Here is an 18,149-nt window from a genome sequence, read left to right as displayed (position 1 = left end):
CAATAATGAAATATTTAAGACATTCAACGTGAACCTTGTATTAAGCCACAATGTAAAGATACAAACGAGTAAGCAAAGTTAAGGTGCTTAGGAAATGGATTAAAATGAAAAAAGGAATATATAGAAAAGAACTGTCTATGAAGTGTAGAAACTTCAGCCAAAAATTGACTGAAGTTTCTATGATGGTTAAACGCTCGCTTTTGCGATTTCTACGGCTTTAATTAAATCTGGTATAGTTGTAAGTTCTGGAACTCTTTGTATAAAAATGATTTTGTTATTGCGATCAGTCACTATTATACTTCGAGTAAGTAAGCCTAACTGTTCGATTTGAGAGCCAGTTTCATAGCCGAACTCATGTTTAACGGAATCCGATAAATAGGTTACCGAATCTAGATCATGCTGGTTGATAAAACGTTGTTGTGCGAATGGGGTATCAGAGCTTACGGCGTAAAAATCGATGCCTGCCAATTCTTTACTGTGTGTATTAATGTAATTTGACAACTCTATCGCTTGTTGGACACAAACGGGCGTGTCTACGGATGCCAATACACTGTAAACCCTAATTGAACCTGTCTGTTCTGTTGTATCAAATTGTTTAAGCGATGATGTAAGCAAATTGACAGATGGCATTTGATCACCAGCTTTAATTGGCGTGCCAACAAGGTCAAAGAGTGTGTGTTTTTCTAAAGTAACCGTTTGACCTTGTCCAAACGCTGCTGTTTCTATGGTTGTCGGGAAGTTGTTGGCAACAGCATGTACTGCCGTCAATGACAACATGATCGTAAAGGCTGTTTTTTTTAACATACAAGAGCCTCCATCGCTGCGCTGTAATTGGGTTCTTGAGTTATTTCAGAGACCAGCTGACTGTGTAATATATTACCGGTTTCATCGATAATAACTACCGCTCTGGCTGCCAGACCTTTTAGGGGGCCATCTGTAATCCCTAATCCAAAGTTTTCAAGGAATTCAGGAGAACGAAAACATGAGCCAATCAAAGTGTCATTTATATTCTCTTGCTCACAGAAACGTGATGTAGCAAAAGGAAGATCAACAGAGATATTAAGCAGTTTTGTGTCAACTTTAGATAATTTGTCATGGAAATTTTTTACACTTTGAGCACACACAGGCGTGTCTACACTAGGGTAAATATTCAGCACGACTCTAGAGCCTAGCAGCTGTTCAGAATTAATCTCCGACAAGTCGGCAGTGCACAGTGAAAAACTGGGGACTTTATCACCTTTTTCAGGAAATGTTCCGGATAAAGTAAGTGGTTCACCTTGAAAAGTAATAGACATAGTAGTCTCCTTATATCGGGTTTATGGGGTTTAAGCTTTATGAATACTCAAACGTAGTGGTTTCAGGGATACCTTTAATTTTGTAAGCATGATTCCTAATAATAAAGGTAACAGCAACATTAAAGAGAATTCAGAAATTGGGTTTGTAGTAAATACTTTATTGATAGATATTGCTATCAGTGGAAAGATTAAAAAACATTGCGATGCAATGAACGGTGATGATACTTGCCCTAACATGAAATAAGCCAAAATACCTCCAACACTTGCAAACAATCCAAGATAAATAACTGAATATAATGATTGTGAAGAAAAAGCGTCTATGTTCGGTTCCTCTAATAAAAGTGACAAAGTAATTAATATTAAAGAGGAAAACCCCGTTGGTAGTGTATTATAGGTGAGTACGTGGATGTCGGAACATGTTTTTTTTACAAAGACATACATGAGAGCATGAATTAAAACGGCCGAGATCAGACAAAGGGAGCCAGTGATTAAACCTTCACCTGACAGCTCTAACTCGATAGCAATTATTGCAACGAGACTAAAAACCGAGATAAACGTGCCCAAAATTTGATTTTTGTTTAACTTTAGGTTTAGAAATAACATAGATGCAAACATTACAGCAATAGGCATGTTAGCAAATATGATGGAAGCAAGACCAGAAGATATATACATTTCACCCATAATCATTAAGCTAAAAGGGATAGAAAAGTAAAAAATTGAAATTAAGGGGAGCCATTTTATTTTTCCTTTAGGAAAAAAAATAGGTTTTTTAAATGCTATAGAGATTAGCATTAATATAGGAAAGGCGATCAAAAACCTTAAGCCAGTCGCTAGAACAGGTGGTATGGTTTGAACTGCTATCTCCATAGCATACCAGGTAGTTCCCCAAATGATACATACAGATGTAAAAAGTAAAAGAGTGAGTTTGTTGTTATTCATAAATATCCAAGTAATATACAATAACCGGCAAGCATCAATTAATGAAAGTTAAATATCAAATAGAAAAAGGCATATTTGACATTTTCTTGTAGATAGAGTTTTTATTTCTCTTCAAATAAATCCGAAAATAGTGCGGAGCTTAAATAACGTTCTCCCGAACTCGGTAAAATAACGACGATAGTTTTATTAGCGTATTCTGGTAAAGCAGCAATATTATTCGCAGCTACAACGGCGGCTCCTGATGATATTCCAGCTAATATTCCTTCTTCAGTCATCAAGCGGCGAGCCATTTCGATCGCTTCGTCAGAGCTTACACATTCGACGCCATCAATCAGACTTAGATCGAGATTTCCGGGAACAAAACCAGCACCAATACCTTGAATTTTGTGAGGGCCTGGTGCAACTTTTTGACCAGACAGTGTTTGCGAAATCACAGGAGACTCGGATGGCTCGACTGCGATACTCATGACGGGATGGTTCTTGCTATTTTTTAAAAAACGGCTCACACCTGTTATCGTCCCTCCCGTTCCAACACCAGAAACTAGAACATCGATATCACCTTGAGTTGCTTCCCATAGTTCAGGACCTGTCGTCAGTTCATGGATTTCTGGGTTAGCTGGATTGTCAAATTGGTGTAATAAGACGTAACGCTCGGGGTCTTTATCTGCGATCTCTTCTGCTTTTTGAATGGCTCCATTCATCCCTTTACTAGCTTCAGTTAGGATTAAATGGGCACCGAGAGCCTTCAATAACTTTCTTCGTTCTAGGCTCATGGACTCTGGCATAGTCAGAGTCAGTTTATAGCCTCTTGCTGCAGCCACGTAGGCTAAAGCAATACCGGTATTACCACTTGTTGGCTCGATTAACTCTTTTCCCGGACCCAAGAGCTGATCTTGTTCAGCTCTCCAGATCATATTTGCACCAATTCGACACTTTACACTAAAGCTCGGGTTGCGCGATTCAATTTTCGCCAATATACGTCCTTTTGATACTCGGTTTAGACGAATCAAAGGTGAATTTCCAATAGATTGAGAATTGTCCTGAAATATTGACATTTGCTTTCCTTATATAGAGTTCTCTTAGATGAAAAATTTTAAATATATTGAATCAGCCTTAAAAATAAGATCGTATATTCTTAGGCCTACCGTATAAGAAGCCTTGAGCTAAGGTACCGTGTCCATTCAGCGTGAGGTGTTGATGATTATCTTCTATCCCCTCTACTATGATTCCAGTCGTATTGTCTTTTTTAATCGAATTGACAATGCTAAGCGCTTTATTAAACTGAGTGAGATCATTAATAACTGATTTGTCAAACTTTATGATATCCCAAGGAATTGAATGACAAATATCTATGAACATATTATTCGGAATGAAGTCATCTAACCAAAATGACAATGATAGTGACTCTTGATATTTTTCGACCTGTTTTTTTAACAATGGAATTTGTGACTTTGAAATATCAAAATCAGTAATTTCAAATGCTAACTTATAGGTAACACCTTGAATTATTTTTCCAAAGAATTCCTTATCAATAACAAGTGAAGCAGGAATATTGACTGAGAAAAGCAAATCGCAATTTTCTAAATTGGCTAATTCATTTAGTTGGAGCTCTATTAACTTCTTCAAAGAGTTTTTCGGCATACTTTCAAACAAATTCTCTTTTGACATGTTTGATAGGCTAACATCTACATTACTTAAGCATTCAAAACCAATAACTTTTAAACTTTGTTGGTTTACAATTGGTTGAAAAAGGAAATCAAAATTAACATCATTTCCGGATATTGTAGTCGAGAAGTTTGCCATTCTGTATGCTCATTGAACTTGATTTCCTTCATAATTCATCAAGACAGCCCTCCGAAACACCAAGCAAATGTAAGGCACTTTAAGAAAGACCAAGATCACCTGCTTTCTTATTGATAAACCTTTAAATATGCTTCAAAATCACAGTATAAATATTTAAGTAAAGATAATTACAAAAATAGACATGTGTACATTAATAAATTTACTATAATCATAACTGAGAAAATTAATAAAAATGAGAAAATTAAATGCTATGGGAAAAATACTTATTATCGAAGATGATCAGCAGTTAAGAGATATGCTAGTCTATTTTTTAGCAGATATAGAAGGTTATAATGTACTCACACTTTCTACTGGTGAAGGGGCTCTTAACACCATCCTTGAAACTCGCCCTTCTCTAGTGTTGTTAGATGTACAGCTTCCAAATGAGAATGGCCTGAATATCTTATCTGATCTAAGGTCAAAAGGTGAAATGCTCCCTGTTATTGTTATGACGGCGAATGATAATGAGTTAACTGAGACCAATGCCTTATCACTCGGTGCAAACGATTATATCACTAAACCAATCCGCACAGCGGCCCTGAGAGAGAGGATAAAAAGGCAGTTATCCGCGAGCTCTCTCGAGGATGGTTATACGCAATCTACAACCGTTGTCTTAGCGCCTTTGGAGCAAGAGGTAACCATGTATCTCAAAAAACAGTGTTTGGTTCATAAAAATATTGAAATGAAACTATTACCATCAGACATCGAGGTTTTGATGTCACTGACGAAAAATGACTTCCCTAAACCGATTAGAGACATTTTCTACGACATTCATGGTTTTGAATGTCCAGTGGATGATCGGTCGGTTTATATGCGCATTTCATCATTGAGAAAAAGACTCTCCAATCAATGGCCAGATTTAGAGTTAATCAAAAATCATCGTGCAAAGGGTTTCTTCCTAAGTCATAGGATTCTAGTCAAATGAAAACTTTTGTGATTCAGATTATTAGCTCACTTTTGTTAGGCTTTATAGCGAGTAATTTATTTTCAGTTATTTTTCTTAGCAGTTACAGGGAAGAGCTTGAAAATCAAGCCAATAGACATAGAGTCGAGATGGTAGTAGACGGTTTCCTCGCGGATAAAAGAACGAGTTCAAGTGCTGAACCAGTTTGGAGTTTGCAATGCCATGCCGATAATGTGAAACCGACTCTAATTAATGCTGATGATGACTCAGAAGTCTTTTCTCTCACTGTTGACTATCATGAAGGGAAGTTGAGCGCAGTCTTCAATGAAGATGCTTTTCATCATGAGCCAATCAATCGAAAGCTATATTGGCTCAGTCTGTTCGAAGGTATTATTCAAGTCGTGTTTAGTGTTACCATCCTATTGTATAACCTCCGCACTTGGACTAACAATATCCAGTCTTTACATTGGCTTTCAACTCAATATGCGAAGGGAGACTTTCTAGCTAAAATAGAAGTTGATGGCCCAATCGAAGTCGCAACACTCATACAAAATCAACTCAATATGGCGCGAGAGATTAGGTCCTCTATTACTCAGCAAAAGCTAGTTTTTGCTTCACTGCCACATGATATCAGAACGCCGCTTTCCGCAATTCAACTTACATGTGACATGTTGGTCGAAGAGAGGAAATCTACACCATTTTTACTTGAACGTCTCGACACACAGGTAAATAGCTTGAATCGATTATGCGAATCTTCTCTTCATCTATTGAAAGTTTTCAATCGAGATCTTGCGTTAGAGCGGCAGCAAGTAAACTTTCAAGAAATATTGACTTCCGTTGTTGAATCGTTAGATAAAAAGATGTGTGTTACTTATACAGGCACAAACAAACTAATCCATACTGATGTGAAGTTAGTAACCACTCTTTTGTTGAATATCTTAAGCAATGCTTGTCGTTATGCAGAATCTAGTGTCCACATTCGATTTCAATCATATCCAAGGTTTGACATTGTCAGAATTATTAATGATGGACCTAAATATGATAAAAAATTAGTTGAAAGATTTAATAATGGTCTGCTCAATATGGATGGTTTAACAAAAGATGGGTTTGGTTTTGGACTTATTTTAATTCACGAATTAGTTAAATATCTAAATGGTACGGCACTAATTAATCACAACACCAATGGTGCAGAGATGGTATTAATTATGAAATTGTGACACTTGATTCTATAGCACACTTTAAACGTTGACTAATACAGGTGTAATCAGGTGATATCAGTGGAACATCGAGTAAATCGATAAAGCCTTAAAGAGTATGGAAAGGCAAAGAGAGAGGGACTTGATCATCAAGGCGTTCCACTCACTGTAAAAGAATATCGAAAACCTTTAACTTACTTGCCATGATGGGTTTTGCATTTTCATACATCAATGGCTGAGCCATATATCCAGAAATTAACCAAACCACGTTTACACAGAGACTTGTTGTATTTCGCCCGATAAATAGTGTGCTTTGTACTTTGCCCATGTCATTATCATTCTAATCATCACTGAGGATCAGATAGCAGCTCTTGGAAAAGTTCAACAAATTTAAGTACCTACTTCCTTTCAAATTGTCCCCATCATCAAACCTGAGACCTGACTCATAAATAACAAGATGCTGAATCGGTCCTTTAGTTTTCGTTTTTAAACTTACATCAACGTCTTCGGCTCGACGACAAATACAACTAAATGTGGGCAGTGCAATAGGAGCTCAATAGGTTAAACACAGTCCCATAAACCCAACGAAGCGCGAACCAGCGTTGGAAAATACGCTTTACCATCAAAGCAGTTGTGATGGATAAATGACTGGAAAACGAGACGTACCACAATTGTTTTGCATGCCTTACTTCCACTAGGTTATCGTTTCCTCATCCCCCCAAAAGCTAGAAGAGACACGGTATATTCAGGCTCTAATTTCCTATTTCTAGTTAGTTGTATTATAGCGAGGTTTCGACATGAGCCGTCAGACTTGATTAAATGTAGCCAACCGGACCGTAAGCTTTGGATTAAGTTCCATTAATTCTCGTAGCAAAGTCTATCAAAACTTGGATATAGCCATTAATATTCCATCAAATTGAGGAATAACAATAGACAGTATTACTGGTGTGGCAAAAATATAAATCATAAGATCACCAATAAGCCCGCTGAAGCCTGCGAAGGTCTTCAGTTGTTCCACAACAGATGATTCAATGCTTGTACCTATATTGTATAAACACTTTATTAACGAGTCTCTACCGCCTTTTTCGCTCCTTAATATAGCAACATGTATACCTTTTAAAAGCTGAGCTTGTTCAAACGCATCACCGATAGTCATATAACTATTTTGTACTGTGTCTTTAAAAATGGATAACTTTTTTAATAAAAATTTGTCCGTAGTTTGCTCATAAACCAAACTGATAGCCTCTGCCTCTGATAACCCACAACTTAGTGAAATATGGATATTTTTTATTAAAGAAGCGACTTCAAGTTTATAAATTAAAGAGCCACTATAAGGTAATTTGTACCAAATCATCCGTGTAAAAACGCCATAACTGTGTAATTTTGCCAAGCACAACTTGTGGCAACAAAGACTTACAAACAATAAAAGTGGAACATAATCCACAATATAAGTAGTGAAATTCTCAACAAAGTGGAATACCATCTTACTCCTTTCCGGTATGTTGTCATAATTATTGCCACTGATATTTAACATGACTTTTTTCTGTAGGGGGGATAGATACCCTATCATCACAGCCATTGTGATACTTAAAATAATCAACATCATGAACGGATAAATAGAAAGCGATATCCATTGCCCTCTGATCTTACGTATTGTTTTATATTGTTTTATAATTTCCGGCAGCATTTGTTCTAATCTTCCCGAATACATTGCTGCTGATATTGCTGATGCCAATCTTTTATTAAAACCTGATTTGAATAAAGCAACAGAAATATCGTTGCCTTTAGATAAAAGTGAAGCCGCTAGCGATGCAGAGTACCTTATTCCCGTACTCAATCTTTCATCATCCGATACATACTGTAATGCTTCACCAAATGTTAGACCATAAGTAACATAGGCGAACACCTCTTCAGTAAATTTCATGCTGTCTGATAACGAAAGGTGATTACTAAAAGATAAAGTATAATCTTTCCTTATATTTAATAATACGTACCCTTTTGATTCTATTTTCCGGATTGCTGACTCTGTAGAATTAGCGAAAACAGAGCCGGTGATTTTGTTACCGAAGTCCGATATTGCTTTGTATTTAAATAAACTCTCTTTCATTTAAGACACCATCTATTAGTAACAATTATTAAATATCACACTATTTAACAATATCATTCAACTCCTTAACTTGATATTTTAAATATTAATTTAAGAAATGCATTAAAGACAAGTTATAATAACATTACTATTAACCATTCACGGATGTAATGAATTTTTAATTGCTATAGAAACAATTTACTCAACAGTAATCTCAGTTACCTTACTATAGCGCTATTCTTAGCAGAATATTTACCAACCCTTGCGGTGCCACTTATCGTTTCCCTTTCACCGCGGGCGCCGCGCCATGGTGCTTTAAGAACCAGTTGCTGTTTATCACTATCACAAGATTCCCGTCTAAAATTGAAATTAGCATATCCAGTGAATTGGGTGTCTAACGTGTAATACGCTCGGCAAAAATCGAGATTGGGATCAGTAGGGGACAATTTAATATATGCATACATCTCATTAAATGCTAAGAAATCCAGACTCAATTGGGATTGTTTACTCTCACTTACATAAAACGGAATATTTTTTGTGTCAATCACGACACCTGAGTTATTTTCTGCAATAGCTGAAAGTGTATAATTCCCTAATAGCGGTGGTAATGAAGGAGTAAATCGAAAATTTTCCTCACCAATCAAATTTTTAAAAGTGATATTACCGCTTTTGATAGTTGTACCATTACTATCTTTTATAATTTCCCAATTTAGTCTGATTTTTGATGGCTGGTAACTTGAGTCGATAAATAAAATTGAACCATCAACTACCATCTGGGAGGTCCGGTCAAACGAAAATTGGTTTAATGTCAGAGACAATCGGGGGTCTATACTCTCACTTACATAAAATGGAATACTTACTGTATTACTTTCAACACCTGAATTATTTTCTGCAGTAGCTGAAAGAGTATAATCTCCTGATAACGAAGGCAATGAAGGAGTAAATTCAAAATTACCCTCACCAATCAAATTTTCAAAATTGATATTACCTCTTTTAATAATTGTATCATTACTATCTTTTATAATTTCCCAATTTAGACTGATGTTTGATGTCTGGTGACTTGAGTCGTTATATAAAATTGAACCATCAACTTCCAGCTGGGAGGTCTGGTCAAACTCAAGCTGGTTTAAAAAAAAACTTTTGATAAAGAATATTATATCTGGGTCTTGAGTGTCTCCATCGATATTACGATTATTCAAGCTAATCGCTTCTTCTATCTTAGATATTTCTATCTTTGAATGTTTGTATAACACTAAATTAAATTCGGCCTGTTCTGCATGTGAAATGAACGTTATAAAAAAGAGTGATAAAAGAAGTTTACGTAAAATCATCATCACCTCCTGGTTCTCCGTCAACCCCTACAGAACCACACACATTATTCTGAACCACAAATTTATTACCCCAACTGTCGTAGGTGTCTATTGGGTCAATAAATTTAACACCTAAATTATTGTCATAAAGTTGACTGACGTCTGTTAATTTTGGATTTACTTGCATTTGATTATAGGCATCTAATGCTGATTGACAAATTTTGATCTTATTCTTTGTTTTGAACCTATCGGTAGTAAGTATCATATAATCAGTAAAAGCGTAGTATTCATCATCACCAAGAATGGTAATTTTTACGTTTGTAGTTACGCTATCAAAAGTACCGTTAAAGCCTTTTTTTATAATGGCAACCACGACATCTTTTTCAACAACCTCACTATTGTATTCGATGCTGATGAGCTGATTAGACATAGATGATATCAAAACCATGTCATTATCAAACTCATCTTTCCCCCAATTATTGTTGACACCAACCGATGGTGTTTTTAGTTCACCCAGTTCGGACGGAAAACCTCCCGTTCTGTTATAGTGTTCTATGATCGAAGTCCTAATTAGCTCGATATTGTTAATTTCCTTTTGAACTTTGATTGTATCAAAATAATAATCAGACACCTGCAACTGTTGAGATGAGATAAAGCCCATGATAACAAGTGAAATCATTAATGCTGGAAAATGCATACGGGTTCCGTTACTTAGCCTTTGTGATATGTTGGACTCTTTCTTCACTAGGAAAATCGACTCTTGCAACAATTAGAGTATCGGAAAAGTTACGCTCATTTTTAGACATTCCTAGTAATGTTTTATCCATAATACTGAATTCTTTTGGCATGCCGGAACCTAAAACATCCACATCCATACTTTTATCCCCACTGATTAAACTGTAACTCCCATTGAATAAAATCACTCGCGCATTGAATTTAGATACAGATTTAAGAGGTTTCTGTAAAGTAACGACATTGGTATCCACAGGACGAGAAGGTTCATAAAATTGACGAGACCATTTAACCGTGTCTGTTGTATAAACACTACTGTTTGAATAATTGATATTCAAATGAACCATTCTGTTTAGATAGTCAATTTTGGGTGTTAACGTTATGTATCTACCAGCTTCGTCTTCGAGGTATTCTGGTCTACCTTCCTGTAGAGTGACAGAGTTAACATTGCTGTTTGTACTCGAGTCGCGTGTCACCTCACCGGGCAACCAATAGCCTATCTGGCGAGTATTACTCAACTCACTTGTTATTCCATTAAAGATGTTGATACTCGGTGAGGCTACCGAGTTTAATATCTTGACCTTTTCAAGGGCAGAAAATGCTGTGTCAATGGATGTAGCCGTGCCCAATTCAGGGTTTCCTGAAAACAGTTTATTCCACGATGCACTTAACGTTTTATCAGCGGCGCCGATGTCTGAGCCAGCAAAAGCCGTTAAACCGTCTATAACCACCGTTGCATTAGCGCCCATTTCTTTTATAGCTTGATTATTCATCTTGTAAATCTTCATTCTTAACCACGCTGAAGAAGTCGATTCATTGATAATCTTTTCAATAATATTTCCAAACCTTCTAATGCTGTTTGGATTAGCTGTTATACTAAAAGTACCCGTCAACTCGTCAATAAAAATTTTAGAATCTACGCCGAGCAGATTACCCAAATTATTTTTTACATTTGAGTACACATTGACATTATCGCTTTCTATATTGGTAAACTTTCCCTCAAGTCTAATGTAGTCTCTTACGATCAATATACCATCTTTTATCTCTATATCTATATTCAGAGATTTTTCAATTGCTTTAACTACTGATTTGATGTCATTATTAAGCTTTATGTGTCTAACTTGGCTATCTAAAAGTGTTCCGGAATCTCCGACTAGCTCATAAACCACACCCTTATTAAGGATCAACGAGAGGGATTCTACTGCATCTTGTAATGAAGACTGCCTGAGCTCGAAATTAATATTTTTTGTGTCCGTGTTTATTTCATTAAGATCATTATTTTCCGTAAGCAGCCTATAGGTGATTCTAAAGCGATTTTTATGGAAATTATTATCTTTAAAAATCGAATATTCATCATTTAACACACTTGTCATATTTTTTTTTGACATCAATTTTGTGTCAACGAAATAGTCATCTGGATAAACCTCACTGTTGGAGCAACCAGAACAAAGCAAAGATACTATAGCTATTAATAGTATTGACCTGCAATTATTAGTTATATGTTTCATCTTATATCGCTACTCTGTACACTTGTTCTGTTAACTTATCATCTATAGTAAGGCTATTAAAGCTTTCGAGCTTTAGTGTTAGATAGCTATTGAACTTAATTGTATGACCAACACCTAACCTAAGTAGCTTTGTTTGATTTTTATGTTGTACCTTAATAATTGCAACATCATCAATGATCATCTTTAGCTCAATTTTAAAATCGCGAGTAGTTGTGTTATTAACATTCAGACTTTTTTTGCTATCTAACTTATCTGTGTCTGATATATTTTCAAATTTCTTGAAGAACAATGCCAACAAATTTTCGTGTTTTTTTTTCGAATTTATACTATTGAACTCTATTGCTGATTTCAGCTCACCTACAGAAGTCTGAAATTTACTTACTTCAAATTTAGTTAACTTGGTTACTTCATCTATTTTCTCTAGTCGGCCTTGTAAGACGCTATCGCGATCAGATAATTTTTCATCGATTGAGTTTTCAAAATTTCTAATTTTCATCTCAAGCTCATTTTTTATATTATATGTATTGTAAGCCGTGACTGATGAAAAAATTGAAATAACTAAGAAAAATATTAAATTTAGATCAAATTGTTTGTTTAAGGCATTCGTAACTTGACATATTCTGCTAAATGACTTCAATTTTTCATACTTATTCTTTATAAAAATTAGCTCATCGTTCATCTTAATTTTTTCTATGTCAAGTGATTCAATCATAATGTCCGACAGTATGATTGATGACTCATTATTAGACAGATTAAACTTTATCAACCTCTTTATATAGATCTCAGCATCATAAACATTGTCACCAACCTTATTATATTGTCTCAAAAATCCGTCTTTAATTGTAACGACACAAGAATAGGCGTGTAAGTATACGATACAGACACAGTCTCTATATTGTTGAGCTATTTTTTTTCCTATACTGAAAACAGGGGTCAAGTTTCTATTTTCAGTAAAATCTACTGAGCACCTTAAATCTAGCTCGATAATTTGCAACTCTTTATCACTAAGGTATACAATTGAATGCTTTTCATAAAAGTCATACTCTTCTATTTTCTTTCTTATTAAGCTATTTAACTCCTTTTTGGATAGTCCGTCTGGTTTTTTTACTATGTGGGACTTGTAACCATCAGGGACTAAAACACGTGTATTTTTATCAATCTTCATGAATTAACGCTATTTAACCTATTTTAATATCATATTCAAGTTTCAATCCATTGCCAGTATTTATGAGTTCCTGAAATATGGCAAGTTTCAGGTTACTATTAAAGGAACTCAAATTGCCCACACCAAGTTCAATAAGTCTGTTATTTATTGTGCTTAAACTATTTGTATGAAGCGTACAAAACACTAAATGACCTGTGTTAGCAGCTTCTATCGCTCTTGCTGCCGTCTCACTATCACGAATTTCACCAATGAGAATAATATCAGGAGCTTGACGTAGGCAAGCCCTAATCGATTTTGCAAATGTCTGACCAGACCGTTCGTTTACCTGAACTTGATTAAAATCCTTACGCCTAATCTCAACTGGATCTTCAATTGTTATTATGTTATTGCTTCTAGGATTGAATTTATCGAGCATAGCGTATAATGTAGTTGTTTTTCCTGAACCTGTCGAACCAACAATTAACACAATACCTTTTTTACCAGTTATACTATCCATAATTAATTTTTCAGATGCATTATCAAAACCCAGTTTAGAGAGTTTGGTTTTGTTGCTACTATTAAGAACACGAATTACCATCTGACGACCTTGGACATTAGTAATTGTGCTAACCCTTAATTGAATATTATAAGCATCATTGAATATCGATTTGTTCAAAGAACCATCTTGATGGCCAAACAAAGCAGAAGCGTCCATACCCGATTCTAGCTGGATAGACTTTATTACTGATTGTATGTAGCTTGTTTTCAGTGAAACTCTATATTGCTTTACTTTGTTCTTTATAAAATATACACAAGATGTACTATCATTATTTTCTGTTCTAAATATTATGTCTGAGGCAGAATCTTGAATGGCCCATGTTGTAATTAATGATATAACATCTTTTATTCTTTCATTAAAGACCTCTCCGTTTTTAGAAAATTCTTTTATCTGATTTTTAAATTGAACATTCAGGTCGTATTTTTTAAATCTCAGTTTTTCAAGTTGCATTCTTGTGATGGCATAGAATTTGCCTGAATAACCAATTTTTTTATAATATTGCCTCGTTTTCTCAAGAGCGTCTAAGTCATAGACATTTGATGTATATATTATGACCTGGTTTTTATCAAATCTTGAAACAATTTGGTTTCTTGCTATAGAAGTCTGAATTGATAAATCATCAGAGACAGTCAATTGAACTTCAGGCTTCCTTTCGAAACCTACAAAGTAATCATTTTCCTTTATGAAATACTCAATGACTTCTTCTTCAGGCTTAATTTCATACTTAATCAACACATCGATGATGTTTTTTTTTTCAATTTCTGAAATGTCCTTTAACATCTCATACTCTTGTTTAGTAATTAGTTTTCCTTCTTTTATTTTTTCCTCAAATTGAGGTGTGTAATACATGCTATATCCTACGTCGTTTATGAGATAACCTTGCAAAACAGTTTTAAAGAAAAATTAATTTATTTTTTTATTAAAATTGTGCTATTAAATAAATAATTTAACTTTCATCGTTTACTAAAAAGTTTCGCAAACCACTTTCTGATACAAATTTAACTATCATTTTTTCATCTACAGCATTGCGCGTTTTAATTCTCAAGTAAAAAATGGGGTAGCCATCAACAACAACTCTGTGCACCTTGATGGTAAGCTCAGAATATTCATTGAACACGGATACTGGAATTGCTTTTACTATGTTTAATTTAATGGCGTCATCAAGATAGTCACCATCTAAGTTTGAGTCCTCTATGCCCGAAAAAGATTCAAATCTATATCCTGACACTGTATTTGAGAGATCGACTATATATTTAGACAGTGTCTTTAACTTGGCTTCGTCAACAGCAGGCCACAGGTTAGTGCTAGCAACTGCTGATAATAGTGTAGTTATCACAACAGAAACTAGCAGCTGTGGGAGCGAGTAACCTTTTTCTTCTTTCATTGTGGAATTTGGATTGTATGAGCGAATAAGATTTTTGTATTAGCCATCGCCATTTCTACCCAAGATAACAGTAGACTGAACTTGACCGACCGAGGTGATCACACTTTTCGGCGCTTCACTTTTAAATTGAGTAATAAACCTCTGATCGTGCCATTCGTTCATACCGCTTTCCAATGATTCGTTATATGACAGACCTCTATCAACTAGGTAAATATGTATATAACATTTATCAGCACCCTGTATATTACAAGTGTCATCATAATGCACTTTACCATCTGAACCACCGTCTCCACCATCGATTTGGCTATCAAGAGCTATGCCCAGGAGGGCGATTTTTTGCATACCGTTTGGCTTAGGAGAGAACGCACTAGTATCATAATCAACAAGTAGAAGACTATTAAAATCCGATTCAACAACAGTATAATCATCTACTACACTCAAATTACCATTAAGGTTTTTCAATACAACATATGCATTGTTTTTTAGACCATCCTTAACTCCCTCTACAGCGACAGCATATGTTGCATTTGAATCGGGATCGTCACCAGACAATGACGGAGAAACAGAATCCCATGCCACAAAATCTTCCGCTAATACATAGTCAACATTATTAACCCTTTTATTAAAACCGGTATCTTTTATTCTTGCATTTTCAGTACCATTCGAACCTGTATGTCTTGGATACAGATCTAGAGATAAAGCATACTGGTGATTACCATTATTATCGTCTTCACCCTTCCATGTACTACGAATCGCATAAGTCACATCTCCTCCTGTGTCTGGGATTAATTCTTGCAGGAGCTTACGATGGCTATCCGTTAAATAAGTTGTAGCACCGGCATCACTTGCGAGAACGACGTTAACAGCTTCTGAAATCCGATCGATTGTTTCAAATTCAGCAGTAATTCTTGATTTGTCAACAGCTGACCAGTAATTGGTTGTCGCAACACCAGTTAGTACAGCCCCAACAGCGGTTGCTGTTAGCATTTGTGGTAAAGAATAACCTTTTTGCTTCTTTTTAACATTATTGAATAACATTGTTTAATTCCTTTTATTTGAACAAATTGTTTGTAAAATAATCATAAGTTCTAACTAGCAAGCGAGTAAGTAAGCAACATTAAGCCAATTTAACTTACATTTACTTACAATATATCAGGGTTATTATAATGTATCCTTTCCAAAATATTTCTTAAATTTGATTTGTATGTATTGTTGTCCAAAACCATATTTGCGCCGCTTGCGGCGTAATCCACTACATAGTTTGCTCTTATTCAAAGCAATTTATGTTTGTAATCACTGCAAAAGAGAATTACGTATTCGTTCTTTTCTCTCTAATACATAATTTACGCCCTATTTCAGATAATAAGTGCGACATTAAACGATAGGTGTATAACAGGAAGCGAACTACTGAAAGTGGTACGCTCTTTTCGCCAAAGAAACAAGCAGTACTACCATGTCTTATCAGTAGTTGATAGACGGAAAAAGATACAATATTTCTGCTCTATTGGATCGGTAAATTTCAGTTTCTGAAATATCTAAAACCGTTCAGTACCATCGCTATGTGATATATTGGGAGCTTAAACGCGGCAGCAAAAAAGTAGTCATTATTGTCCAACCGAAGCTCAGGTATTCTCAATCAAAAACGCACATCAGAGTGTAAATACAGAATACCAAAGGAGCGTGTTGATTTTATCCGCCACCTTTTCGAAGCGGATTGGAGTCTATTGCTGATTTCCAGAGTATTAACGAGAGTCGGTTCCGCTTTAAGCCATGAGTAGTTCTACCGATTTGTTTCGCAGGATAAACGCTTGGGAGGTAAGTTATATTACCACTCGAGCTAAGGTCACAAGCGTTATTGACGCGGTAGAAAAGAGAAAGCGCCGGCAAACAAGATTGCTGTTTCTATCGATGATAGGCCAAGCATCATTGACTGTAGGGAGTGATTGGTGATGGGTCAATCGACACCGTATTATGTAAATATGGCACTGGTGCTATGATGACAATTTTATAGCTTACAACACGATTTTACGTGGTCAAGAAATTATCATCGAAGTCGGCAGATGATGTCACCAAAGACACCATAGACCTACTCATGCCTTATAAGGAACACGTGCATACCATTACGGCAGAGAGTTTGCAGACCACGAAACCAACGAAAAAGCGTTGGAGACTGATGTGTACTTTGCCCATCCTTATAGTTCTTGGGAGCGTTGAGCCAATGAGTAAACTAACGGGATCTTTATGGCAATATTTGAAAAAGGACCGACTTGACATCGGTAACTGACAGCGATACTGAATTCGCAATATTACGGATAAATTATCGCCCCAAAAAGTGTTTAGACCTCAAGCAACTATCAAACATTGCATTGGCAAGACTCTACGCGACCGCACCCTGTGTAATAGAGAGGCTGCCAGCCACGTTTGATCATTGATATAAGAACGCTATCTCTATTGCTTGTCTCAGTTTACTTTGTTGCTCTTTATGACAAGCAAGTAATCACCACCTTGCTCTACAATGGCTTTGTTAATCTTAGTTTCACAGACCATTGCATCAATGGTCAAGAGGGTTCCCTTACTATCGAGCGTCTTTTTTCAATTCCGGGATCGCGGTAATCTCATTACTTTTCCTTCGGTTTTTAGCTGTCCCAAAAAAGATTATTTGACGATGCATAAGCACTAATCATATGAATGCTAGTCGCCCTGTCTTCACGATTGTAAGAGCCTCGAAGTATTTTGCCAACTATCGCAATTACTTGACCTTTGGTGAGAGTATCTATCGATGATATCCAGTTAATGAAGCAATCATGGAACGGCTCGGGTTCAACGGTAGAGTTAATACGAGCTACAGTGTCATCGGCAGGAATACCATTCAAAAACGCGTCATTACGCTTAAAGCAATCATGATGACCGAGAATGTATTCACGAATATCAAACCAACCTTTGCCGCCCGCAATCACCCGCACAAAGCGAACCCAAAAAGACTTCAAACAGGCGATATGTGACCTTTGCACCTTGGCGTTGGTCGATAATCGTTTGAACATCTTCTTTGAAGTGGTCAACGTGCATTATGCTCTCCCTAAAAAGTGATTATATGATCTCAACTAAATGTGAGCGTCATATCGATCATGATTTTGATTGAAAAATGTTGTCGATCTCACCCTGGATGAGGAGGCGATGGCCAAGTGTTTTTTACAAGAACTCTCTTTACGCTTTCACGCTCATTACGTTTATCTTGTACAGCAGTCAACAA

General features: G+C 36.0%; 15 protein-coding genes and 3 pseudogenes. 3 read left to right on the top strand and 15 right to left on the bottom strand.

The window, feature by feature from the left end; translation table 11 throughout:
- Window positions 1-186 precede the first annotated feature (186 nt).
- The 5 genes from BCU34_RS18925 to BCU34_RS18905 form a co-directional block, all read right to left on the bottom strand.
- Window positions 187-804 carry a peroxiredoxin gene (locus tag BCU34_RS18925; RefSeq protein ID WP_102478604.1) on the bottom strand — a complete coding sequence of 206 codons (618 nt, stop codon included), beginning with the start codon at window positions 802-804 and terminating at the stop codon, window positions 187-189.
- Window positions 798-1,295, bottom strand: coding sequence for a thiol peroxidase (gene tpx / locus BCU34_RS18920; RefSeq protein WP_102478603.1), 498 nt, complete (start codon window positions 1,293-1,295; stop codon window positions 798-800). The genes BCU34_RS18925 and tpx overlap by 7 nt, the downstream gene beginning before the upstream one ends.
- Window positions 1,296-1,325: 30 nt before the next feature.
- Entirely contained in the window at window positions 1,326-2,234 is a 909-nt protein-coding gene (locus tag BCU34_RS18915) for a DMT family transporter (RefSeq protein ID WP_102478602.1), read from the bottom strand.
- Between the two features lie 101 nt (window positions 2,235-2,335).
- Entirely contained in the window at window positions 2,336-3,289 is a 954-nt protein-coding gene (gene cysK / locus BCU34_RS18910; protein WP_102478601.1) for a cysteine synthase A, read from the bottom strand.
- Between the two features lie 58 nt (window positions 3,290-3,347).
- Window positions 3,348-4,037, bottom strand: coding sequence for an EAL domain-containing protein (locus BCU34_RS18905; RefSeq protein WP_102478600.1), 690 nt, complete (start codon window positions 4,035-4,037; stop codon window positions 3,348-3,350).
- A 232-nt stretch (window positions 4,038-4,269) separates the two neighbouring features.
- Here BCU34_RS18905 and BCU34_RS18900 point away from each other — a divergent pair, with 232 nt between their 5' ends.
- Together BCU34_RS18900 and BCU34_RS18895 are read left to right on the top strand one after the other, a co-directional pair.
- On the top strand, window positions 4,270-5,001 hold the full coding sequence (locus BCU34_RS18900) for a response regulator transcription factor (protein ID WP_241905477.1): 732 nt from the start codon (window positions 4,270-4,272) through the stop codon (window positions 4,999-5,001).
- Window positions 4,998-6,197 (top strand): sensor histidine kinase, encoded by a 1,200-nt coding sequence (locus BCU34_RS18895; protein WP_102479133.1) that lies wholly within the window; start codon window positions 4,998-5,000, stop codon window positions 6,195-6,197. The genes BCU34_RS18900 and BCU34_RS18895 overlap by 4 nt, the downstream gene beginning before the upstream one ends.
- 409 nt (window positions 6,198-6,606) lie before the next feature.
- Here the strand turns inward: BCU34_RS18895 and BCU34_RS18890 are convergent.
- The 9 genes and pseudogenes from BCU34_RS18890 to BCU34_RS18850 all read right to left on the bottom strand — a co-directional run.
- Window positions 6,607-6,708 (bottom strand): annotated as a pseudogene (locus tag BCU34_RS18890) (IS5/IS1182 family transposase); the annotation flags it as partial.
- A gap of 348 nt (window positions 6,709-7,056) precedes the next feature.
- Entirely contained in the window at window positions 7,057-8,283 is a 1,227-nt protein-coding gene (locus BCU34_RS18885) for a type II secretion system F family protein (RefSeq protein WP_102479132.1), read from the bottom strand.
- Between the two features lie 197 nt (window positions 8,284-8,480).
- Entirely contained in the window at window positions 8,481-9,593 is a 1,113-nt protein-coding gene (locus BCU34_RS18880) for a hypothetical protein (protein WP_108145150.1), read from the bottom strand.
- Window positions 9,580-10,269: a type II secretion system protein gene (locus BCU34_RS18875; RefSeq protein WP_102480194.1), complete on the bottom strand. Its 690-nt coding sequence runs from the start codon at window positions 10,267-10,269 to the stop codon at window positions 9,580-9,582. The genes BCU34_RS18880 and BCU34_RS18875 overlap by 14 nt, the downstream gene beginning before the upstream one ends.
- Before the next feature lie 10 nt (window positions 10,270-10,279).
- Window positions 10,280-11,812 (bottom strand): hypothetical protein, encoded by a 1,533-nt coding sequence (locus BCU34_RS18870; RefSeq protein ID WP_108145149.1) that lies wholly within the window; start codon window positions 11,810-11,812, stop codon window positions 10,280-10,282.
- Window position 11,813: 1 nt separating this feature from the next.
- On the bottom strand, window positions 11,814-12,977 hold the full coding sequence (locus tag BCU34_RS18865; RefSeq protein ID WP_108145148.1) for a hypothetical protein: 1,164 nt from the start codon (window positions 12,975-12,977) through the stop codon (window positions 11,814-11,816).
- A gap of 13 nt (window positions 12,978-12,990) precedes the next feature.
- Window positions 12,991-14,364 carry a GspE/PulE family protein gene (locus tag BCU34_RS18860; RefSeq protein WP_108145147.1) on the bottom strand — a complete coding sequence of 458 codons (1,374 nt, stop codon included), beginning with the start codon at window positions 14,362-14,364 and terminating at the stop codon, window positions 12,991-12,993.
- Window positions 14,365-14,461: 97 nt separating this feature from the next.
- On the bottom strand, window positions 14,462-14,899 hold the full coding sequence (locus BCU34_RS18855; RefSeq protein WP_102480506.1) for a type II secretion system protein: 438 nt from the start codon (window positions 14,897-14,899) through the stop codon (window positions 14,462-14,464).
- A 39-nt stretch (window positions 14,900-14,938) separates the two neighbouring features.
- On the bottom strand, window positions 14,939-15,937 hold the full coding sequence (locus BCU34_RS18850) for a Tfp pilus assembly protein FimT/FimU (RefSeq protein WP_102480507.1): 999 nt from the start codon (window positions 15,935-15,937) through the stop codon (window positions 14,939-14,941).
- 430 nt (window positions 15,938-16,367) lie between these two features.
- On the opposite strand from BCU34_RS18850, the pseudogene BCU34_RS18845 reads away from it, so the two are divergent.
- Window positions 16,368-17,283 (top strand): annotated as a pseudogene (locus BCU34_RS18845) (IS30 family transposase); the annotation flags it as partial.
- Here BCU34_RS18845 and BCU34_RS18840 read toward each other — a convergent pair.
- Window positions 17,257-17,965: pseudogene (locus BCU34_RS18840) on the bottom strand (ISAs1 family transposase); the annotation flags it as partial. The pseudogenes BCU34_RS18845 and BCU34_RS18840 sit on opposite strands and share 27 nt — an antisense overlap.
- Window positions 17,966-18,149 lie beyond the last annotated feature (184 nt).

The organism is Vibrio sp. 10N.286.45.E10 (genome assembly GCF_002874195.2).
GTDB classification, from domain to species: domain Bacteria; phylum Pseudomonadota; class Gammaproteobacteria; order Enterobacterales; family Vibrionaceae; genus Vibrio; species Vibrio crassostreae.
Note: the sequence above shows the minus strand (reverse complement) of the source record. Positions and strands in the feature narration are given on the sequence as shown.